Raw genomic sequence first — 19,501 nt, 5'->3', positions numbered from 1 at the left:
ATAGTCCGCGGGCGACGGCCCGCGCCGCCGCGAGGGCAGTCCGGCACGACAAGGGCGGGGAAAGATGGCGAGCGAGAGACCGGCGCCCGTGCGGCGCCCCTGGTGGGCCGACGATCTTGCCCATGCCGCGATGTTCCTGACCCGCCTGCCCGTCCCGTCCCCCGTGCGCGCCGACCGTCCGCTGATGCATGCCGGATGGGCGTTCCCGCTGATCGGCCTCGTGACCGGCGCGCTCGGCGGCGCCGCGCTCTGGATCGCTGCCTGGGCCGGACTGCCGCTGCTCGCGGCCGCGCTCTGCGCGCTCGCCGTGACCGCCCTCATTACCGGCGCACTGCATGAAGACGGCCTTGCAGATCTCGCCGACGGCTTCGGCGGCGCAGGCACGAAGGCGCGCAAGGTCGAGATCATGCGGGACAGCAGGGTCGGCAGCTACGGCGTGCTCGCGCTCATCCTCGCGACCGGCCTCAAGGCCGCCGCGCTCGCCAGTATCGCCGTCGCCGCGCCCTGGCTCGCCGCTGTCGCCTTCACGGCGGCGCAGATCCTCGGCCGGACCGCGATCCTGCCGATCGCCTATTTCCTTGCCCCCGCGACCGCAGACGGTCTCGGCACCGGCGCCGGGCGGCCCAAAGCGGTGACCACCGGGCTCTGCATCGCCCTCGGCACGCTGCTCGCCTTCTCGCTGCTTCCAGGCATCGGCTTCGTCGCCGCTCTTCCTGCGGCGGCGCTCGCCGCTGTCGCCACTGCCCTGCTCGCCCGGCGCCAGATCGGCGGCTATACCGGCGACGTGCTCGGCGGCAGCGAACAGGTGGTCGAATGTCTCGTCCTGCTTGCCCTTTCCGCCCTGCCGGCCGCCGCCGCCGGGTTCCTCTGGCCGCTATGAACACGGCGACCCGCTGGCATCTGCTGCGGCATGCCCCGGCCGTCGTGGTGCAGGGCACGATCTACGGACGGACGGACGTTCCGGCGAAAGAGCAGGACCCGGCGCTGCTGCGCGGGATCGCAGACAGGCTGCCGGAGAATGCGGTGCTGGTCACCACACCGCTGCGGCGGACGGCCGACACTGCGCGAATGCTGCGCGACACGGGATGGGCCCCGGACGTGGAGATCGTCGAGGACGCGTTCCGCGAGCAGGATTTCGGCGCGTGGGAAGGCTTGAGCCATGCGGCCCTGGCGGAAGCCGGTGCGGCGGATTACAGGAGCTTCTGGGACGACCCGGCCCGCAACCGCCCGCCCGGCGGAGAGAGTTTCGCCGACCTCGTGGAGCGCGTCTCCCCTGCCGTCGCCGACCTCAACGGGCGGTTCGGAGGACGCGATATCGTCCTCGTCGGCCATGGCGGATCGATCCGGGCCATACTCGCGGTAGTGCTGAAACTGAAACCCGAGGTCGCGCTCTCGCTCGAGATCGCGCCGCTCTCCCTCAGTCTCGCCGATCATTTTCCGGGCGCGGCCGCGGAGCCTTCCTGGAGGCTGCGCGGCGTGAATCTTCCCGCCGGATCCTGAACTTCACATTCCCGCCACATGGTTCTTCTAGTATTTTCCCGTCAGATCAGACGGATGGGCTCAAAAGGGATCCGACCATGCGCTTCACCATTCTCGCCGCACTGCTCCTCGCAACCGTTCTGGCGGCCGGTCCGGCGCGGGCCGACGACAGCCCCGCCCTCACCGTCGATCGCGCGCGGCTCACGCTGCAGGATCTCACCAGCGACCCGAATGCGGTCGGTCCGGTCGCGGATTATCTGAAGAAGGCCAAGGGGGTCCTGATCATCCCGCAGCTCGTCAAGGCCGGGCTCGTGCTCGGCGGCGAGTACGGTGAAGGCGTCCTCGTGGCCCGCACGGGGCCCGGCGACTGGAGCGATCCCGCCTTCTATTCACTCGCGGCCGGCAGCATCGGATTTCAGATCGGCGTCGAAGCGAAGCAGATCCTGCTCGTGGTGATGACCGAGAAGGGCCTGAACTCGCTGATGAGCGACCAGCTGAAGTTCGGCGCCGATGCCAGCGTCGCGGCCGGGACCGTCGGCGGCGGGGTCGGCGCCTCAAGCGCCGGATCCCTCGGCGCGGACTTCATCGCCTTCGCCAAGTCCAAGGGCCTGTTCGGCGGCGGCGCGCTCGACGGCGCGATCATCAAGACCCAGCCGGAGCTGAATGAGGCATTTTACCGCACCGCGGCCTCTCCCAAGCAAATCCTGATCGAACGGCGCTTCACCGCGGCGGAGGCGGACGGATTGCGCAGCGTGCTCTCGAAATATTGACGCGCCGCGACCATATTGCGCGGTGAACGTCCGGCCCGCCTCGGGGCCGGCAGAGACATCCGGATCGTTTCATGTCGAAAAAGACCTTTCTCTTCCTCGTCTCCTTCCTCGGCCTCGCGCTGATCGGCTCGATCGCCGCCGGCTACTGGCTGGTCAGCGGCGGACGCATCGGCGGCACCGAGACCGCGGACCTTGTCGGCGGCCCCTTCCGCCTGACCGACGAGAGCGGCGCCGCGCTCTCGAACGAGGATCTGAAGGGCCGCTACATGATGGTCTTCTTCGGCTACACCTACTGTCCCGACGTCTGCCCGACGACCCTGACCGTCGTCACTCAGGCGCTCGACCAGCTGGAACCCGCGGTCCGTGACAAGGTCGAGCCGGTCTTCATCACCATCGACCCGGCACGCGACACCGCGGACGCGCTCGCCGCCTATTCCCAGCATTTCCACGACAAGATCCATTATCTGACCGGCACGCCGGAACAGATCGCCGAGGTCGCGAAGGCCTACCGGGTGTTCTACCAAAAGGTCGAGAGCGAGGAATTCAGCGACTACCTGATGGACCACTCGACGGTGACCTATCTGATGGGCCCGGACGGCCGCTATGTCAGTCATTACGGCTTCAACGCGGAGCCGGACGAGATCGCGCAAGACCTGACCAAGCGCATCACCGGGTAAGATCCGCCGATTTCAGTCCCTCCGGCACGAAACCTCTTCCACATTGCGGGCGTGGCTCCGCTTGCCGGAAAAGCCGCGCGGGACTAATCTCCGGCTCTTTCCGCCCTTCAAACCAAGGAGAGCGCGCATGAGCTCCAGCCCGCGCATCAAGGGTGTGATGGCCGCCGGCCTCACCGCCTTCAACGACGATCTTTCGGTCGATACCGACCTCACCCTCGAGCATACCGCATGGCTGCTGGAAAAGGGCTGCGACGGCGTGCTGCTGTTCGGCACCACCGGCGAGGCCAATTCCCTGTCGGTAGACGAACGGCTCAGCTTCCTCGACAAGCTCGCCGCCTCGAGCCTGCCGAAGGACAAGCTGATGATCGGCACCGGCTGCTGCGCCCTGCCGGACACCGTCGCGCTGACCAAGAAGAGCCTCGAGATCGGCATCGAGTCGGTCCTGATGCTGCCGCCGTTCTACTACAAGAATCCGAGCGACGAGGGCCTCTTCACCCATTTCGCCCGCACCTTCGAGGCCGTCGGTAGCGACGCCATGAAGGTCTATCTCTACCACTTCCCGCAGATGTCCGCGGTGCCGTTCAGCCATGACCTGATCGGCCGCCTGCTGAAGGAATTCCCGGACACGATCTGCGGCGTTAAGGACAGCTCCGGCGATTTCGAGAACATGAAGGCGATGGCCGAGAAATTCCCGGGCTTCGACGTCTTCGCCGGCACCGAGCGCTACCTGCTCGACGTGCTGAAGGCCGGCGGCGTCGGCACCATCACCGCGACCGGCAACGTCACGGTCGGCGGCTGCGCGAAGGTCTACGGCGCCTGGAAGGCCGGCTCGGCCGACGCGGAAGCTTTGCAGGAGCAGCTCACCCGCGAGCGCCTGACGCTGCAGAACTACCCGGCCGCCGCGGCCCTGAAGGAACTGCTCGCCCGCGACAGCGGCAAGGCGAGCTGGCGCAATGTCCGCGCGCCCTTCATGCCGCTGCCGGCGGAAAAGGCGACCTCTCTGGTCAGCGAGCTCGACGCGGTGAACTTCGCCCTGGCTGCGTAAGTACCGGAAACAGTATTTCGAGAGAGCGCCCCGGCCCCGGCCGGGGCGTTTTCGTTTTCGGCTCCGCCGTGTAAACAGGTCCGGCGAGCAGGCACGCTTGCAAGAAGATCAGATAGCAGGTGCGAATGCCGAAGGCGGTTGTTCTTGGCGGTTATGGTCTCATCGGATCCGCATGCATGCGGGCTCTGGCCGATGCCGACTTCGAGGTGGTCGGTGTCGGCAGATCGCATCGAGCAGCAATGGCTTCGGATCCGGATGCCAACTGGATCATCCGCGACATACCGACAATTACCGTGAGTGAATTGCGGAGCTTGCTCGCAGGTGTGGACGTTGTCGTCAACGCATCTGGAGCGCTCCAGGATGGCGCACGCGACGACCTGGAAGCCATCCATGTTGCGGCCGTCTCGCGCCTTGTCGAGGCCATAGCCGGCGAACCGACGAGGATCGTCCAAATCTCGGCTGCAGGTGCCTTGTCCTACGCTTCCACGGCATTCTTCCGCACGAAGGCGCGAGGGGACGAGATTCTTTTGTCCAAGTCGGACAACTGCGTGATTCTGCGTCCTACGCTCGTGCTGTCTCACGAGGCATACGGCGGGACCGCGCTTTTGCGGGCGACGGCAGCGCTGCCTTTCGTTCAGCCAAGAGTGTTTCCCGAGGCAGAGATCCAGACCGTGTTTATCGGCGACGTCACCTCAGCCGTGGTCTCTGCGGCGCGGGGCGATGTGCCTGCGGGAACGATTGCGGATCTTACGGAAAGCGCAACACGCTCCTTCCCCGATCTGGTCGCAGGACTGCGGCGGTGGCAAGGTTGGGCGTCACCTGCCCTTGGCGTGAGCATTCCGGCTGGCTGCGTCTCGGCGCTGGGACGGATCGCGGATCTCCTCGGACATCTCGGTTGGCGCTCGCCGCTCAGGACAACCGCTCTGAAAGCTCTCAGAGACGGCATCCGGGGCGATCCGTCAACTTGGGAGAATGCGGGAGGGAAAGCGTGCCGGTCGCTTGAGGAGACACTCGCGCTGTTGCCGGCCACACGGCAGGATAGGCTTTTTGCGCGTGCCTATCTCGCATTGCCTCTCGCTATTGGAACCTTGGCACCCTTCTGGTGCATTTCGGGCCTCGTCACGCTCATTGACCCCTCGCGCGCCATGTCGGTCTTGACGGATCGCGCCGTGCCGTCCTGGATCGCCGTTCTCTCAGTTTTTGGCGGAGCCGTGGCTGACATTTTGCTGGGCCTTGCAATACTCTGGCGGCCTTGGACAAAGCACGCCGCAATGGGAATGCTGATCCTATCCGGCGCCTACCTTCTCGGTAGCCTCGTCGCCGCACCCGATCTTTGGTCCGACCCCTTGGGGCCGATGGTTAAGGTTCTTCCGGGCATGACTCTGGCTGTCATGGTCTGGCTGCTGATGGAAGAGAGATGACCTACGATATCCTCCGCTTCATCCATGTCATCGGGGCAACGGTGCTGCTTGGTACCGGAGCCGGGATCGCCTTCTTCATGGTCGTCTCGAACCGAAGTCAAGATCCGAGGCTGATTGCGCATGTGGCCGGGATCGTAGTTCTCGCAGATGCGCTGTTTACGGCCACCGCGGTAATCTTCCAACCCATTTCCGGCTACCTACTGGCGCGCGAGGTCGGCTGGCCAATCCTTGAAGGCTGGGTCGGGTGGTCGCTGCTGCTCTACATTATCGTCGGCGCGTTCTGGCTTCCGGTCGTCTGGATGCAGATCCGGATGCGGGATATTGCGATTGCCGCGCGCGACGCCGGAACAGCTTTACCCGCGCAATATCACAGGCTCTATCGCTGGTGGTTCCTGTTCGGCTTTCCCGCCTTCGGAGCGGTGCTCGCCATCGTGTGGTTGATGCTGACCAGACCGTCGCTCTGATGGATCGTTTCAGCGCGCCTTGCGGCCGAGATTGACCAGGATCATCGAGGTGAAGACGCAGCCGACCGCGCCCCAGATCCAGAGCGAGTGGATCTCGCCGAACACGACCCAGCCCCAGAACAGGCCGAACAGGTTCACCATGTAGGAGACCAGGCTGAGGAAGACCGGCCCGGCCCGCTTCAGCACCTCGAAATAGAGCATGTAGGCGACCGAGGAGATCGCGATCTGGCCGAGCATGGCGTAGTCGGTCGGCCCCGGATCCGCCATCAGCGGGTAGAAGCCGTCCACCGCCAGCATCAGCGGCAGGGTGCCGAGCGAGGCGACGATCAGCATGCCGCGCGCCGCCGCCAGCGAATGCGTGCTCTCGGGCCGCATGCGGTCGCTGTAGATCCCGCTGCAGGCATAGAGCGCCGGAGTGAGAAAGGCCATCAGCACCCAGGGCACCATGTCGCGCGAGGGCAGGCTGGTCTCCGGCAGCACCATCATGAGCGCGCCGACCAGACCGAGGCAGATACCGATGGCGCTGTTCCAGCGAAAGCCCTCGATGCGGAAGGCGACGGCGAGCACGTAACCCAGCACCGGTACCGTGGAGATCACCGTACTCATCACTCCGGCGGGTATGTATTTCGCCGTGGTGAGGATGTTGATGTTGGGCAGCACCAGGCCGATGAAGGCGGCGCCGAGAAAGAAGAGAAGATGCGGCCGGTCGACCTCGAAGGGAATGCCTTTCTTCCAGCAGACCAGCGTGAGAAACACGGCCGCGCCGGTGGACTGCATCCAGGCATAGGCGAAGGGATGCACCCCGCCCATGGCGGCAATTTTCGAGAGCGAGAAGGAGAGCCCCCAGAGGCAGCCGAGCAGGGTCAGCATGGCGAGGGGGAGCAGGAGCTTCGGGTCGATCAGCCCATCGCGCTTCAGATCTTCGGCCATGTTCCGCTCAAAACGGCCAGACGATCGGCAGCAGGGGCACCGCCACCGCGAGGATGATCAGGTCGAGCGGCAGCCCGACGCGCCAGTAGTCGCTGAACCGGTAGCCCGCCGGTCCCATGACCAGCAGGTTGTTCTGGTGCCCGATCGGGGTCAGGAAGGCGCTGGAGGCGCCGATGGCGACGGCCATCAGGAACGGGTCGGGGCTGACCGAGAGCCGTTCGGCAATACCGAGCGCGACCGGCGCCATGACCAGGGCCGTCGCCGCATTGTTCATCATGTCTGTGAGCAACATGGTCAGCATGATGAGCAGCGCGAGCACGAGATAGAGCGAATAGCCGGAGGCCGCATCCGCCACCACGCCGGCGATCAGGCCGGCGGCCCCGGTCTCATGCATCGCGGTGCCGACGGGGATCATCGCGCCGAGCAGGATGACGACCTGCCAGTCGATCGCCTCGTAGACCTCGCTCATCGGGATCAGGTCGAACAGCACCATGACGGCGAGCCCGGCAACAAGGCAGACCGCGGCCGGAACGATCCCGGCGCTGGCGGCGGCGATCGCGGAGAGGAAGACCAGGGCCGGCACGAGGATCTTCGGCCGCTCGAGGCTCATCCGGCGCTGCGCCAGCGGCAGGCAGCCGAGAGCCGATATAGTGCCGTAGATATGGTCCGCGTCGCCCTGCAGCATCAGCACGTCGCCGGCCCGGAACCGCACGTCGCGAAGCCGCGTATTGATCGGCGCACCGCCGCGCGCGACGCCCAGCAGGTTGAGGCCGTAGCGTGAACGGAGCCGGAGCATCGCGGCGCTGCGTCCCTCGATCCAGGCCCGGGGCGGCATCACCGCCTCGACCACCGAGAGCTGCGCATCCTCGCTGGCATCCGACTTGCTCGCATTCAGTTCCTTGGCGTCGACCAGCTCCAGGCCCTTCTGGACCGCGGCCTCGATCTGCTCCGCCGTACCGTGCGCCAGCAGAAGGTCGCCCTCGGCCAGCGGCTCGCGGGTCAGGCGCCGGACCACGCGCTCATTGCCGCGCAGCAGCGCCAGAACGGTCGGGCGGCCGGTATCCTCGTGCCGGTCGCCGAGGGCGCGGATGGTCTGGCCGATCAGCCGCGATCCCTCCGGCACCCGGAACTCGGTGACGTAGCTCGACAGCTCGAACAGCCGCCGCCCCTCGTCGTTGCCGCGCCGGTTCGGCACGAGGCGCACGCCGACGACGACCAGATAGACGATCCCGACAAGCGCCACGGCCAGACCGACCGGCGCGAAGTCGAACATGTGGAACTCCTCGCCCATGGCGGTGCGGCGATAGTCGGCGATGATCAGGTTCGGCGGCGTGCCGATGAGGGTGATCATGCCGCCGAGCAGCGAGGCGAAGGAGAGCGGCATCAGCAGCCGCGACGGCGAGAGGCCGCCGCGCCGGGCAACCGAAAGCGCAACCGGCATCAGCAGGGCGAGGGCGCCGACATTGTTCATGAAGCTGGAGAGAAAGCCCGCCAGCCCGACCAGGGAGAAGGTCTTCGCGGTTCCCGACTTGGTGCTCTGGGCAAGCCGCTCGGCGATCATGCCGACGGCGCCGGAGCGCGTCAGTGCCGCCGACATGCCGAGCACGGCGACCACGGTGATCACCGCCGGATGGCCGAACCCCTCGAAAGCCTTCAGCGGATCCACGACCCCGGCCGCCACCGCCAGCAACAGGGCCAGCAGGGCGACGAGGTCGATCCGGTAGCGGCCCCAGATGAACGCCGAGAGGGCGCCGAGGATGATCGCGAGGATCGCTGTCTGCTCGTAGGTCATGGCCGAGCTATAACCCTCCGGCGCCCGGTACGGAAGGGGAATCGGGGGAGGACCGGAGCCGCGACACGGTCAGCTCCGGCGCTGGGCCAGCACCGTGAGCGCGATCCCCGCAGCGATGACGACGGCCCCTCCCCAGGTCTCCCAGCTGTAGCGTTCACCGAGCAGAATGGTGGCAACGACGAGCCCGACGGAGGCCGCGACATAGCCGATCTGGCTCAGCAATACCGCCCCGCCGAGCTGCTGCAGGCGAAAGAAAAGTGGAAATGCCGCGGCCGCCGCGACTGCCTGCGCCAGTGCCACACCGGGAATTGCCGCCAGCGAAGCCGCCGGCACGGTGCCTTCGACCACCAGCAGCAGGGCGAGAAAGCCGAAGATCGCCGCGCCGTGGCTCCAAAAGGCCAGCACATCGGGGGAAACGTTCTCGGGCCAGGCAATGCTGCGATAGACATTTCCGACGGCGAGCGCGATCGGAACCGCGAAACCGGCCATGATCCAGAACGGCTCCGGCGCATCCGCCCCTGACCCGCGGGTCAGGCTGACGATGGCGGCGCCGATCAGTCCGACGGCAATTCCCGCAAGTCCGAGCCGGTTGGCCGTCTTGAGCCCGAGCAGGGCCGAGAAGGCGAGCGTGAAGACCGGCGACTGGGCGAACATCAGCCCCATATAGCCGGCGCCCGCATGGGGGATGACGGCGAACAGGATCACGTTCGGGATGACAAAGGAGACCAGCCCGCCGAAGACCGCGAATCTGACCACGCCCGGCTCCGGTTTCCGCAGCTTGCGGCTCATGGCGAGCGGCGGGAAGAGGATCGCGGCAACGCCGAGCGAGGGGATCATTGCCCAGAGAATCGGCGAGATACCGGCATCACCCGCGAGTTTGCCGAGCGGAAAGTTCAGCCCGACGAGGGCGCCGGTGGCGATCAGAAGGAGAGAAGGGTTGGCAAGCATCGAATCTGAGTGCGCGCCTTCTTGCGGTCGGTCAAGCGATTGTGTCACGGAACCTCTCCTTTCAGGCAGCACGTTCGGCCCGGAAGCCACCCGCGGTTGCGATCTCTGCCAGCGGCTTGCGTCCGCTCGGCTTTTCGCGGACCCGAAGCGGCTCCGGCAGCCGCTCCGCCGGCCCGCGGAGGCCAAGCGCGATGGCGATTTCAATCTTGAACCGGGCCGGAACGGCAAGCGCGCCGCGGGCATGATCTCGATCTATTCCGGCCATTGCATGGGCCTGGTAGCCGAGCGCCGTCGCCTGAAGAGCGAGCTGCGCCCAGGCGGCGCCGGCATCGAAACTGTTCAGCGTCGACGGCCGGTCCGGGCGCCCGCCCTCACCCGGCATCAGGGTGTCCGAGAGCAGGAGGACGAGAACCGCCGCGTCGGCCGCCCAGCGCCGGTTGAACGCATCCAGCACGGAGACGAACAGCTCCCACTGCGCGGAGTCCCGCTGCGCATAGAGGAAGTGCCAGGGCTGGATGTTGAATGCGGAGGGCGCCCAGCGTGCCGCCTCCAGAACGGTCTCTAGATCGGCCTGCGGCATGCTTTCGGGCAGGAAACTGCGCGGCGACCAGCGGTCGAGAAAAAGCGGCTCGATCGGATGATCGGCGGTTCGGGGATGGGTCATCGTATTGTCCTTCACATCAAGCGGTCATTGTCCTAGGGTAATTTTATTCGATCCAACATATTCCGAGATCGAATATTTTGATGTCGAATTATTTGATATCGGACGATCGATGAGTCAAGAGCCGGGTTGGAAATCTCGCGCGCCGCTGGACCAGGGCGCGCCGCTGGACAGCATTCTCGAACAATGGAAACGGGAACGGCCGGATCTCGACCCGGCGCCGATGGCGGTCTGCGGCGCGCTGCGCCGGGCCAACGACCGGGTGCGTACGGCGATCGAGGGCAACGTGACCTCGGCAGGGCTCGACGGCGCCGGTTTCGACGTGCTGCTGACCCTGCGCCGCCAGGGCAGGGGCGAGACCCTAACGCCGTCGGACCTGGCCGGCGAGATGATGCTCTCGACCTCGGCCATGACCAACCGGCTCGACCGGCTGGAAAAGCGCGGCCTGATTGCGCGCCGGGCCGATCCGAAGGACCGCCGCAGCCTCAAGGTCGCGCTGACGGAGGAGGGGTTTGCGCTGGCGGACGACCTGGTGGTCGGTCACCTCGCCGTCGAGGAAGAGCTGCTGGCGCCGCTCAGCCTCACGGAGCGCGAGGAGCTGATGCGCCTGCTCGCGAAGGTCGGCGCCTAGAGCCTGCGGCCGCTCTCCGGATCGAACAGGTGCAGGTTCTCCGGCGCGGCGCCGAGATACAGGGTCTCTCCGGAACCCAGGTGATGGTGACCCGAGAGCCGGACCGTGGTCAGCGCGCTCCTGTCCCCGGAATGGCCGTGGACCAGGGTTTCGGCGCCGAGATGTTCGACCAGGTCGATCTTCAGACCGAGACCGAGCGCATCGCCGACCGGCTCGAAATGCTCCGGCCGGATGCCGACGGTGACTGTCTGACCCTCGCTGACATTGCCGGCACTGCCGTTCAGCGGGAACCTGACGCCATCATTCAGCACCGCCTCTCCGTTCTCGATCCGCGCCTCCATGAAATTCATCGAGGGCGAGCCAATGAAGGCGGCGACGAACCTGCTCGCCGGCCGGTCATAAACCTCGATCGGGGTGCCGATCTGCTCGGCCCGGCCGCCGTTCATCACCACCAGCCGGTCGGCCATGGTCATCGCCTCGACCTGGTCGTGGGTGACATAGAGGCTGGTCGTGCCGAGCTGGCGCTGCAGCTTCTTCACCTCGACCCGCATCTGCACCCGGAGCTTGGCGTCGAGATTCGAGAGCGGCTCGTCGAACAGGAACACGGCCGGTTCGCGCACGATGGCCCGGCCCATGGCGACGCGCTGGCGCTGGCCGCCGGAGAGCTGCTGCGGCCGCCGTTCCAGAAGTTCCGACAGCTCCAGAATGTCTGCCGCCTCGCGCACCCGGCGGGCGATCTCATCCTTCGCCATGCCCCGGTTCTTCAGCCCGTAGGCCATGTTGCCCTCGACCGTCATGTGCGGATAGAGCGCATAGTTCTGGAACACCATGGCGATGTCGCGATCCGCCGGCTCCAGCGTGTTGACCTCGCGTCCGGCGATGGAAACCGCGCCGCCGGTGATGCTTTCGAGGCCCGCCACCATCCGCAACAGCGTGGACTTGCCGCAGCCGGAGGGTCCGACCAGGGCGATGAACTCGCCGTCGCGAATATCGACATCGATCCCGTGAATGGCCTTGAAGCCGTTGGGATAGACCTTCTCGATGCTGTTCAGGGTGACCTCGGCCATCCTTGGTTCCTCACTTCTCGGATTCGACGAGACCCTTCACGAACCAGCGCTGGAAGACGACCACCACCAGGACCGGCGGCAGCAGCGCGAGGATCGAAAGCGCGAGGGCCTTGTTGTATTGCGGGATACGATTGCCTTCGAGGTCGTTCAGGATCTGCTTGATTCCCATCACGACCGTGAAATAGCTCTCGTCCGTGGTCATCAGGATGGGCCAGAGGTACTGGTTCCAGCCGACCACGAACATGATGATGAAGATCGCCGCGATCATGGTCTTCGAGAGCGGCAGCAGGATATCGACGAAGAAACGAAACGGGCCGGCGCCGTCGATCCGTGCCGCCTCCAGGATCTCCTCCGGCACCGACTTGTAGAACTGGCGGAAGAAGAAAGTCGCGGTCGCGCTGGCGATCAGCGGCAGGATCAGCCCGGTATAGCTGTTCAGCATGCCGAGATCGGAGACCACCTTGTAGGAGGGGATGATGCGCACCTCCAGCGGCAACAGCAGCGAGGAGAAGATGATCCAGAAAAAGAAGCTGCCGGCCGGGAAGCGGAAATAGACGATTGCATAGGCCGCCAGTGTCGAGATCGCGATCTTGCCGACCGAGAAGCCGAGCCCGAGCACCAGCGAGTTCTCCAGCATGAGCAGCGCGTTCACCTGCTCGGTGAAGCCGGTATTGTCGAAGAGAACCGCGCTGTAGGTCTCCCGGAAGTAATCCCCGAACCAGAACTGCAGCCCGTCGCCGAGCAGCGTCTCGGGCCGGTGCGTCGAGGAGGCGAAGGCGATCCAGATCGGCAGCAGCAGGAAAAGCACGCCGAGGATAAGGATCAGATGGTCGAGCGGTTTGACGTTCTTCATCGGCTTGTTCCCGCTCAGTAATGGATGCGCTTCTCGAGCACGCGGAACTGCACGACGGTGAGCGCGAGCACGAGGATCATGAGGATGACCGACTGGGCGGAGCTGCCGCCGAGATCGGCGCCAAGGAAACCGTCCTGATAGACCTTGTAGACCAGCGTCGCGGTACCGCCGCCGGGCGCGCCGCGGGTCATGGTGTCGATCACGCCGAACGTATCGAAGAAGGCATAGGTGATGTTGATCACCAGAACGAAGAAACCGGTCGGTGCCAGAAGCGGCAGGGTCACCGTCAAGAATCGCCGGAAACCGTTGCGGCAATCGATCAGGGCGGCCTCGCGGACCGCGCGCGGGATCGACTGCAGGCCGGCGAGGAAATAGATGAAATTGACGCTGACCTGCTTCCAGACCGAGACCAGGATCACGGTGAAGGAAGCGTCGAAAACGTCGAGCTGCGGAATGAAGGGCCAGCCGGTCGCGTTCAGCAGATGGTTCAGCGGGCCGATCGAGCGGTCGAACAGGAAGGTGCCGATCATCCCGGCGACCGCGGGCGCCACCGCATAGACCCAGGTCAGCATGACCTTGTAGGCCGACTGGCCGTGAACGATGCCGTCCGCCTTGACCGCCAGGAGCAGGGCGATCGCCATCGAGAGAAAGGCGACGAGAGCGGAGAAGACGAGCGTGAAGACGGCCGAGGTCGCGTAATGGTCGCTGGAGACCACCTCGCGGAAATTGTCGAGGCCGACGAACTGGCTGGCGAGGCCGAACGGGTCCTCCAGCATGAAGGACTGGTAGATCGCCTGCGCCGCCGGCCAGACGAAAAAGATCATGATGATCGCGAGCTGCGGCGCGATCAGCAGGTACGGCAGGGAGACATGATCGAATTGCTGCCGTTTCATCGGCGGAACCCCAAAGCGAGCCGGAACGGGAAACGGCGGGCGGAGAGCCGCCCGCCGTCTCTTGGGCGGTGATGCTTACTGGACCGTCTTGGCGAAGCGGGCGAGCAGCTTGTTGGAGCCGTCCTCGATCGCCGCGAAGGCGTCCTCGACGGACTTTGTGCCGGCGAAGATCTGGTCGTATTCGCGGTTCATGACTTCGCGGATCTGCACGTAGTAGCCAAGGCGATAGCCCTTGTTCCACTCGGCGGACTTCAGGTTCAGCTGCTGGATGCCGACCTCGGCGTCCGGCTCGTCCTTGTAGTAGCCGCTCTCCTTGGCGAGCGTGTAAGCCGCGTTGGTGATCGGCACGTAGCCGGTTTCCTTGTGCCAGAAGAACTGGGTTTCCGGCTTGGTCAGGAACTTGAAGAACTGCGCGACGCCTTCGTTCTCGGCCTTGTCCTTGCCGGAGAAGGCGAAGAGGGCCGCACCGCCGATGAAGGTGGTGTAGTCCTCACCCTTGGTGATGCTGTTCCAGTACGGCAGGTTGGTGGTGCCGAAGTCGAACTTCGCCGCCGACTTCAGGCCGCCGAAGGAACCGGACGAGCCGAGCCACATGGCCACTTCCTGGTCGATGAAGGGCTTCTGGTTGTCGCCCCACTTGGTGCCGTAATAGCCGAAATAGCCGGCCTGCTGCCATTCGCGCGCCTTCGAGAAGTGCATGCGCATGTGCTCGTTGTTGTAATTGATTTCGGTGGCGACACCGTCGAAGCCGTTATTCTCGTTCGCCATCGGCAGGTTGTGCCGGGAGTGGAAGTTCTCGGAGAAGATCCACGGCGTGTGCGACTGGCTGAGCGCGATGTAGCCTGCCTGTTTCAGCTTTGGCGCGATGGCCTCGAACTCTTCCCAGGTCTTCGGCGGCTCGACGCCGGCCTTCGCGAGCGCGTCCTTGTTGTAATAGAGCACCGGGGTGGAGCTGTTGAACGGCATGCCGATCATGTCGCCCTTGCTGTCCGCGTAGAAATAGCGGACGCCGGCGATGTAGTCCTCGGCGTGGAACGGAACGCCGTTCTCGTTCAGCAGCTTGGCGACCGGGTAGACGGCACCCTTGGCATTGATGATGGTTGCGGCGCCGGCGTCGAAGATCTGGATGATGTTCGGCGCTTCATCCGCCCGGAAGGCGGCGATGCCGGCGGTCATGGTCTCTTCGTAGCCACCCTTGTAGATCGGGGTCAGCTTGTAGTCGCTCTGGGACGCGTTGAAGTCCTTGGCGATGGCGTTCACGGTCTCGCCGAGACCCCCGCCCATGGCGTGCCAGAAGGTAATCTCGGTCGCCGCGTTGGCGGCACCCGCACCGAGCATGGCAAGGCCAGCCGCGGCGGCGAGAAACGTCTTGGTTGCTTTCATAAGAAGGCTCCGTCGGATGAATTACGAGCGCGTGACCCTATGTGCGCCGGGCGTCCGAACGGTGAAGGAACCGTGACATTTTCGTTGCAGCAAGTCTTGCTAAGCGTTTCTTTTCATTTGAAATTCCCTACTGTTCGTTTTGCGTCTCCCGGCGCGGGAGCGATTGATCGAAAAGCCGGTTTGCCGCGCAAGGGCCGGATAGTCGGCGCATGGCGCCGGAGGCTATAGAATAGGCCTCGCAACGTCGGAGGCCGGGACCATGCCGGACAGTCCAGTGAGCATCGAGAGCAAGAAATTTCAGGACGACGCGGCCCGCTGGGCGGCCGTGACGGCGCGTGATGCGGCGGCCGAGGGGGTGTTCTTCTATGCCGTTGTCACCACCGGCGTCTATTGCCGCCCGACCTGCCCGTCGCGCAGGCCAAGACACGAGAATGTCCGCTTCTATGACAGTCCGGCGGAGGCCGAGGCCGCCGGATACCGGGCCTGCCGCAAGTGCCTCGGCAAGGACGCCGCCGAGGCCCGGCGCCGGGAGGCGGTGACGGAGGCCTGCGCCCTGCTCGAGGCGGCGGAGGAAGCGGCGCCAACGCTGGAGGCTCTCGCGACCGCGACCGGCCTCTCGCCCCATCACCTGCAGCGCACCTTCAAGGCCGTGACCGGGGTTTCGCCCCGGCAATACTGGGACGCGCGTCGGCTTGAGCGGTTGCGGCAGAACCTGAAGTCCGGCGAGGCTGTCGCCCCGGCACTCTACGGTGCCGGTTACGGCTCCTCCAGCCGGCTCTACGAAAAGGCGCGCGGCCAGCTCGGCATGACGCCGGCGACCTACGGCAGGGGCGGGCTCGGCGCCACCATCGCCTTCACCACGGCACCGTCCCCGCTCGGCGAGGTTCTGGTCGCCGCGACCGAGGCGGGGATCTGCTTCGTCGGCCTCGGCGCGGATGCGGCCGCGCTCGAGGCCGAGCTGCGGGAGGATTTCCCGAAGGCGGAGATCCTGCGCGAGGACGAAACGCTGGGCCGGCTGACCGACGGTGTGCTCGCACGGCTCGCCGGGCGGACGCCGGACCGGGAACTCCCGCTGGACATCCAGGCCACCGCCTTCCAGCGTCAGGTCTGGGAGGCGCTGATGACGATACCCGCCGGCGAGACCCGCACCTACGGAGAGCTCGCGGCGGCGATCGGCAAGCCCGGCGCCGCGCGCGCGGTTGGCCGTGCCTGCGGCAGCAACCGGGTGGCGCTGGTCATCCCCTGCCACCGTGCGGTCGGGGCAAACGGCAGTCTCACAGGCTACCGCTGGGGCGTGGAGCGCAAACGCCGCCTGCTTGAGGCGGAAGCGGGTACAGACCGTGATGCGCTGGCCGCCGCCGGGTAAACCCGCCGGTTTTACCTGCGCTGGAATTTGCGCTATGAGTGGGAACCGCCCGATGGGGCGGCTCCCGTCTCTTTCAAAGATCACCGATGAAAAAATCTGATTTCCGGGTCGATTCGGTCGGCGGCATCGCGACGCTGACCCTGATGGTCGCGCTCGGGCAGATGTCGGTCGGCCTGTTCGTGCCGTCGCTGCCCTCGCTGGTCGACCATTTCGATACCGACATGGGCACCGTGCAGCTCACACTGACGGTGTATTTCGCGGCTTTCGCCCTGTTCCAGCTCTTCATCGGCCCGCTTTCGGACCGCATCGGGCGCCGGCCGGTGATCCTCGCCGGACTTCTGATCTATGTGTCGGGCGCCGTGGCCTGCGCGCTTGCCGGCTCGATCTGGACCCTGATCGCCGCCCGCCTGCTTCTCGCCATCGGCGCCTGCGCCGGGCAGGCCGTGAGCCGCGCCATCGTCCGGGACAGGACCGAGGGCGCCGAGTCGGCGCGGATCATCTCCTATATCGGCATGGCGATGGCGCTCTCCCCGGCTCTCACCCCGACCGTCGGCGGCCAGTTGCACGCCCATTTCGGCTGGCAGGCGAACTTCCTGCTGATGGCCGCCATCGCTCTCGGCCTCGCCCTCTACTGCCTCCTCCGCCTGCCGGAGACGATCCGCGAGAAGCGGCCCGACGCGACCGATTTCGGATCCATGCTGCGCAATTACCGCAGCCTCGCCACCGATCGGCGCTTCACGGGCTACGCCCTCCTGATCGGTGCCATATTCGGCGCCCTCTTCGCCTACCAGACCGGATCGCCCTACATCCTCATGGTCGAGCTCGGCTTCTCGCCGCAGAGCTATGGCCTGTTGATCCTGTTCAATGTCGCGGGCTTCCTCTCCGGCAATCTCATCACCAACCGGTTCGGTCGCCGCATCGGCATCTACGGTATGGTGCGGGCGGGCGCGGTCCTCGCCTTTGTCGCGGGGATCACCATGATGGTGCCGGCCCAGCTCGGCCATGTCAGCGCGCTCAGCATCATCGGCCCGAGCATGCTCCTGCTGTTCGCCATGGGCCTCACCCTGCCGAGCGCTATGGCGGGGGCGATGCTGCCCTTCCCGCACATGGCGGGCGCCGCCTCGGCGCTGCTCGGCTTCACGCAGATGGGGACCGGCGCTCTCGGTTCGCTGGTGATCAGCAGCCTGCAGAATCTGCATCCGCACGTGATGCCGGACGTGTTCGCGGTCTCGGGTCTGCTCGCGCTCATCGCGCTGGCCCTGATTCCGCGTCCGAAGACGGCCGGCGATTGATCGAAGGTCGTCCCGTAAACGCGAATATGTAGTAGACTGACCCGACCCGCCCCCGACAGATTGGTGACCCGCCGCGATGAAAGACGCCCGCCCGCTGATCGTGACAGGACGTGACGGCGCGCAGATCGAAGTGCCGGTCAGGATTTCCGCGCGGGCCCGGCGGCTCTCGCTCAAGGTCGATCCCGCACGCGGCAGGCCGGAACTGGTTCTGCCCCGCGGCGTCGCGCCGACCCAGGCGGAAAGCTTCGTCGCCCGCAACGTGGTCTGGCTCGAGGAGCGGCTGAAGCGCCTGCCGGATCCGGTGCCGTTTGCCGACGGCGTCACCATCCCGCTCCTCGGCGCCGACCACCTGATCCGACACACCCCGGAGCGGCGCGGCACGGTCCGGCGGATCGAGGCCGCGGAGACCGAATCCGCATGTCTGGAAATCTCCGGCGGCGCCGATCATCTCCCCCGCCGCCTGACCGACTGGCTGAAGCGCGAGGCGCGGCGCGAGATCTCGCAACGGGCCAGATTCTACGCGGGTCAGCTCGGCCGGCGCCCATCGCGGATCTCGATCCGGGACACCCGGAGCCGCTGGGGCAGCTGCTCCTCGAATGGCGCGCTCTCCTTCTCCTGGCGCCTGATCATGGCACCGGAGCACGTGCTCGACTATGTCTGCGCCCACGAGGCGGCGCACCTGATCGAGATGAACCACTCGCAGCGCTTCTGGACGCTGGTCGAGCGGCTGGTCGCAGATATGGACATGTCCCGCGCCTGGCTGAAACGGCATGGCGCGACGTTGCACCGCTACGGCTGACCGGTCCGCCTCAAAGCCTTCATTATCCGGCCAAATTTCCCGGCGACACTCCGCACTGTCTTTCGTTTCCTTCGCCGCGTGCCGGGTTCTCGTTCCATGGATTCACTTCAGCGCTTCGCGATCCTCTGTTCGTGGGGCCTCGCTGCCGCCCTGATCACCGGGATGCTCGGTGCCTATCATCCGCTGGCTGACAGCTTCTCGCATGTTCGCCTGCACCTCGTGGTGCTGGCCCTGCCCTTCGTCCCATTGCTTTTTCTGACCGGGGCCTGGATCAACGGTCTCGCCCTTACCGCCACCGTCGTGGTGAGTGTCGGCCTGCTCGGGCAATTGTTCGGCGGCGGCGCGGCAGCGGATGTCCGGAACGATGATTCACAGCGTCTGCGCATCGTCTCCCTGAACCTGAATCACGTCTATGCGGACGCGGAGCGGGTCGCAGACTTCATTGCCGGTGCCGCACCCGACGTCATCACCTTGCAGGAGCTGTCGCTCGAGCCGCCCGGGGTGATCCGGCGGCTGCGGGAGGAGTATCCCCATCAGCTGATCTGCCGCTATCGCAGCGTCTCCGGGATCGCGGTGCTCTCCCGCACCCCCTTTGCCGCGACCGGCTGCCAGAACGATCACCGCCTCGCCTGGTCGACCGTGGAACGGAACGGCCAGGACGTCACCATCGCGTCGCTGCACCTGAGATGGCCGTTTCCCGGGTCTCAGGCGGCCCAGGTTTCGGGATTGAAGGACGCCTGGCCCCAGCTCGGCACGCCGCTCGTCCTCACCGGCGATTTCAACGCCGCGCCCTGGAGCCATGCCGTTCAGACGATCGCGCGAAGTTCGGGCACCAGGGTGGCTCCGGGCCTCCGTCGCTCCTATACCTGGGGCGAGAACTGGCTCGGTTCGGTGCTGGCGCTGCCGCTGGATCATGTTCTGGTCACGCCGACGCTGGACGTGACCCGTGCCGCTCTGGGCCCGCATGTCGGCTCCGACCATCTGCCGCTGATCGCCGACATCGGCTTGCCGCACTTCTAGGAGACGGCGC

General features: G+C 65.9%; 20 protein-coding genes. 12 read left to right on the top strand and 8 right to left on the bottom strand.

Going from position 1 to position 19,501, the window contains the following annotated elements:
• Window positions 1-64: 64 nt before the first annotated feature.
• The 7 genes from cobS to ACOOE1_RS15330 all read left to right on the top strand — a co-directional run bounded on the left by cobS (window position 65) and on the right by ACOOE1_RS15330 (window position 5,856).
• Window positions 65-880, top strand: a complete 816-nt coding sequence (cobS, locus tag ACOOE1_RS15360; RefSeq protein ID WP_420403074.1) for an adenosylcobinamide-GDP ribazoletransferase — start codon at window positions 65-67, stop codon at window positions 878-880.
• Window positions 877-1,500 carry a histidine phosphatase family protein gene (locus ACOOE1_RS15355; RefSeq protein WP_420403073.1) on the top strand — a complete coding sequence of 208 codons (624 nt, stop codon included), beginning with the start codon at window positions 877-879 and terminating at the stop codon, window positions 1,498-1,500. The genes cobS and ACOOE1_RS15355 overlap by 4 nt, the downstream gene beginning before the upstream one ends.
• 77 nt (window positions 1,501-1,577) lie before the next feature.
• Window positions 1,578-2,249: a lipid-binding SYLF domain-containing protein gene (locus ACOOE1_RS15350; protein WP_420403072.1), complete on the top strand. Its 672-nt coding sequence runs from the start codon at window positions 1,578-1,580 to the stop codon at window positions 2,247-2,249.
• A 71-nt stretch (window positions 2,250-2,320) separates the two neighbouring features.
• Window positions 2,321-2,926, top strand: a complete 606-nt coding sequence (locus tag ACOOE1_RS15345; protein WP_420403071.1) for an SCO family protein — start codon at window positions 2,321-2,323, stop codon at window positions 2,924-2,926.
• Window positions 2,927-3,053: 127 nt separating this feature from the next.
• Window positions 3,054-3,971 (top strand): dihydrodipicolinate synthase family protein, encoded by a 918-nt coding sequence (locus ACOOE1_RS15340; RefSeq protein WP_420403070.1) that lies wholly within the window; start codon window positions 3,054-3,056, stop codon window positions 3,969-3,971.
• A 125-nt stretch (window positions 3,972-4,096) separates the two neighbouring features.
• Window positions 4,097-5,392, top strand: coding sequence for an SDR family oxidoreductase (locus ACOOE1_RS15335; protein ID WP_420403069.1), 1,296 nt, complete (start codon window positions 4,097-4,099; stop codon window positions 5,390-5,392).
• Window positions 5,389-5,856: a DUF2269 family protein gene (locus ACOOE1_RS15330; RefSeq protein ID WP_420403068.1), complete on the top strand. Its 468-nt coding sequence runs from the start codon at window positions 5,389-5,391 to the stop codon at window positions 5,854-5,856. The genes ACOOE1_RS15335 and ACOOE1_RS15330 overlap by 4 nt, the downstream gene beginning before the upstream one ends.
• Before the next feature lie 9 nt (window positions 5,857-5,865).
• On the opposite strand, the gene ACOOE1_RS15325 is transcribed toward ACOOE1_RS15330, so the two are convergent.
• The 4 genes from ACOOE1_RS15325 to ACOOE1_RS15310 form a co-directional block, all read right to left on the bottom strand.
• Window positions 5,866-6,786 (bottom strand): DMT family transporter, encoded by a 921-nt coding sequence (locus ACOOE1_RS15325; RefSeq protein WP_420403067.1) that lies wholly within the window; start codon window positions 6,784-6,786, stop codon window positions 5,866-5,868.
• 7 nt (window positions 6,787-6,793) lie between these two features.
• Window positions 6,794-8,578: an SLC13 family permease gene (locus ACOOE1_RS15320; protein ID WP_420403066.1), complete on the bottom strand. Its 1,785-nt coding sequence runs from the start codon at window positions 8,576-8,578 to the stop codon at window positions 6,794-6,796.
• A gap of 69 nt (window positions 8,579-8,647) precedes the next feature.
• Entirely contained in the window at window positions 8,648-9,574 is a 927-nt protein-coding gene (locus tag ACOOE1_RS15315) for a DMT family transporter (RefSeq protein WP_420403065.1), read from the bottom strand.
• 13 nt (window positions 9,575-9,587) lie between these two features.
• Window positions 9,588-10,190 carry a nitroreductase family protein gene (locus ACOOE1_RS15310; protein WP_420403064.1) on the bottom strand — a complete coding sequence of 201 codons (603 nt, stop codon included), beginning with the start codon at window positions 10,188-10,190 and terminating at the stop codon, window positions 9,588-9,590.
• A gap of 109 nt (window positions 10,191-10,299) precedes the next feature.
• On the opposite strand from ACOOE1_RS15310, the gene ACOOE1_RS15305 reads away from it, so the two are divergent.
• Window positions 10,300-10,818 carry a MarR family winged helix-turn-helix transcriptional regulator gene (locus tag ACOOE1_RS15305; RefSeq protein ID WP_420403063.1) on the top strand — a complete coding sequence of 173 codons (519 nt, stop codon included), beginning with the start codon at window positions 10,300-10,302 and terminating at the stop codon, window positions 10,816-10,818.
• Here the strand turns inward: ACOOE1_RS15305 and ACOOE1_RS15300 are convergent.
• From ACOOE1_RS15300 to ACOOE1_RS15285, 4 genes are all read right to left on the bottom strand, one after another.
• Window positions 10,815-11,885, bottom strand: coding sequence for a sn-glycerol-3-phosphate import ATP-binding protein UgpC (locus ACOOE1_RS15300; protein WP_420403062.1), 1,071 nt, complete (start codon window positions 11,883-11,885; stop codon window positions 10,815-10,817). The two genes, ACOOE1_RS15305 and ACOOE1_RS15300, sit on opposite strands and share 4 nt — an antisense overlap.
• A gap of 10 nt (window positions 11,886-11,895) precedes the next feature.
• A complete protein-coding gene (gene ugpE, locus ACOOE1_RS15295; RefSeq protein ID WP_420403061.1) occupies window positions 11,896-12,738 on the bottom strand; it encodes a sn-glycerol-3-phosphate ABC transporter permease UgpE in 843 nt (280 codons plus the stop codon).
• A 14-nt stretch (window positions 12,739-12,752) separates the two neighbouring features.
• On the bottom strand, window positions 12,753-13,631 hold the full coding sequence (locus tag ACOOE1_RS15290; RefSeq protein WP_420403060.1) for an ABC transporter permease subunit: 879 nt from the start codon (window positions 13,629-13,631) through the stop codon (window positions 12,753-12,755).
• A 75-nt stretch (window positions 13,632-13,706) separates the two neighbouring features.
• Window positions 13,707-15,014: an extracellular solute-binding protein gene (locus tag ACOOE1_RS15285; protein WP_420403059.1), complete on the bottom strand. Its 1,308-nt coding sequence runs from the start codon at window positions 15,012-15,014 to the stop codon at window positions 13,707-13,709.
• A gap of 259 nt (window positions 15,015-15,273) precedes the next feature.
• On the opposite strand from ACOOE1_RS15285, the gene ada reads away from it, so the two are divergent.
• The 4 genes from ada to ACOOE1_RS15265 all read left to right on the top strand — a co-directional run bounded on the left by ada (window position 15,274) and on the right by ACOOE1_RS15265 (window position 19,491).
• Window positions 15,274-16,380, top strand: coding sequence for a bifunctional DNA-binding transcriptional regulator/O6-methylguanine-DNA methyltransferase Ada (ada, locus tag ACOOE1_RS15280; protein WP_420403058.1), 1,107 nt, complete (start codon window positions 15,274-15,276; stop codon window positions 16,378-16,380).
• Between the two features lie 86 nt (window positions 16,381-16,466).
• Window positions 16,467-17,672 (top strand): multidrug effflux MFS transporter, encoded by a 1,206-nt coding sequence (locus tag ACOOE1_RS15275; protein ID WP_420403057.1) that lies wholly within the window; start codon window positions 16,467-16,469, stop codon window positions 17,670-17,672.
• Window positions 17,673-17,748: 76 nt separating this feature from the next.
• Window positions 17,749-18,471, top strand: coding sequence for a M48 family metallopeptidase (locus ACOOE1_RS15270; RefSeq protein ID WP_420403056.1), 723 nt, complete (start codon window positions 17,749-17,751; stop codon window positions 18,469-18,471).
• 96 nt (window positions 18,472-18,567) lie between these two features.
• Window positions 18,568-19,491, top strand: coding sequence for an endonuclease/exonuclease/phosphatase family protein (locus ACOOE1_RS15265; RefSeq protein ID WP_420403055.1), 924 nt, complete (start codon window positions 18,568-18,570; stop codon window positions 19,489-19,491).
• Window positions 19,492-19,501: the final 10 nt, after the last annotated feature.

Origin of the sequence: Nisaea sp. (assembly GCF_965216895.1) — a bacterium.
Taxonomy (GTDB): Bacteria; Pseudomonadota; Alphaproteobacteria; order Thalassobaculales; family Thalassobaculaceae; genus Nisaea.
The sequence above is the reverse complement of the archived record's forward strand: the minus strand, read 5'-3'. Positions and strand labels throughout refer to the sequence as shown.

Coding starts and splice junctions, on each gene's coding strand:
- ACOOE1_RS15300 (WP_420403062.1), bottom strand. CDS start 11,885: ATGGCCGAGGTCACCCTGAACAGCATCGAGAAGGTCTATCCCAACGGC.
- ACOOE1_RS15325 (WP_420403067.1), bottom strand. CDS start 6,786: ATGGCCGAAGATCTGAAGCGCGATGGGCTGATCGACCCGAAGCTCCTG.
- ACOOE1_RS15305 (WP_420403063.1), top strand. CDS start 10,300: ATGAGTCAAGAGCCGGGTTGGAAATCTCGCGCGCCGCTGGACCAGGGC.
- ACOOE1_RS15335 (WP_420403069.1), top strand. CDS start 4,097: ATGCCGAAGGCGGTTGTTCTTGGCGGTTATGGTCTCATCGGATCCGCA.
- ugpE (WP_420403061.1), bottom strand. CDS start 12,738: ATGAAGAACGTCAAACCGCTCGACCATCTGATCCTTATCCTCGGCGTG.
- ACOOE1_RS15320 (WP_420403066.1), bottom strand. CDS start 8,578: ATGACCTACGAGCAGACAGCGATCCTCGCGATCATCCTCGGCGCCCTC.
- ACOOE1_RS15270 (WP_420403056.1), top strand. CDS start 17,749: ATGAAAGACGCCCGCCCGCTGATCGTGACAGGACGTGACGGCGCGCAG.
- ACOOE1_RS15310 (WP_420403064.1), bottom strand. CDS start 10,190: ATGACCCATCCCCGAACCGCCGATCATCCGATCGAGCCGCTTTTTCTC.
- ACOOE1_RS15340 (WP_420403070.1), top strand. CDS start 3,054: ATGAGCTCCAGCCCGCGCATCAAGGGTGTGATGGCCGCCGGCCTCACC.
- ACOOE1_RS15275 (WP_420403057.1), top strand. CDS start 16,467: ATGAAAAAATCTGATTTCCGGGTCGATTCGGTCGGCGGCATCGCGACG.
- ACOOE1_RS15330 (WP_420403068.1), top strand. CDS start 5,389: ATGACCTACGATATCCTCCGCTTCATCCATGTCATCGGGGCAACGGTG.
- ACOOE1_RS15355 (WP_420403073.1), top strand. CDS start 877: ATGAACACGGCGACCCGCTGGCATCTGCTGCGGCATGCCCCGGCCGTC.
- ACOOE1_RS15350 (WP_420403072.1), top strand. CDS start 1,578: ATGCGCTTCACCATTCTCGCCGCACTGCTCCTCGCAACCGTTCTGGCG.
- cobS (WP_420403074.1), top strand. CDS start 65: ATGGCGAGCGAGAGACCGGCGCCCGTGCGGCGCCCCTGGTGGGCCGAC.
- ACOOE1_RS15290 (WP_420403060.1), bottom strand. CDS start 13,631: ATGAAACGGCAGCAATTCGATCATGTCTCCCTGCCGTACCTGCTGATC.
- ada (WP_420403058.1), top strand. CDS start 15,274: ATGCCGGACAGTCCAGTGAGCATCGAGAGCAAGAAATTTCAGGACGAC.
- ACOOE1_RS15265 (WP_420403055.1), top strand. CDS start 18,568: ATGGATTCACTTCAGCGCTTCGCGATCCTCTGTTCGTGGGGCCTCGCT.
- ACOOE1_RS15345 (WP_420403071.1), top strand. CDS start 2,321: ATGTCGAAAAAGACCTTTCTCTTCCTCGTCTCCTTCCTCGGCCTCGCG.
- ACOOE1_RS15285 (WP_420403059.1), bottom strand. CDS start 15,014: ATGAAAGCAACCAAGACGTTTCTCGCCGCCGCGGCTGGCCTTGCCATG.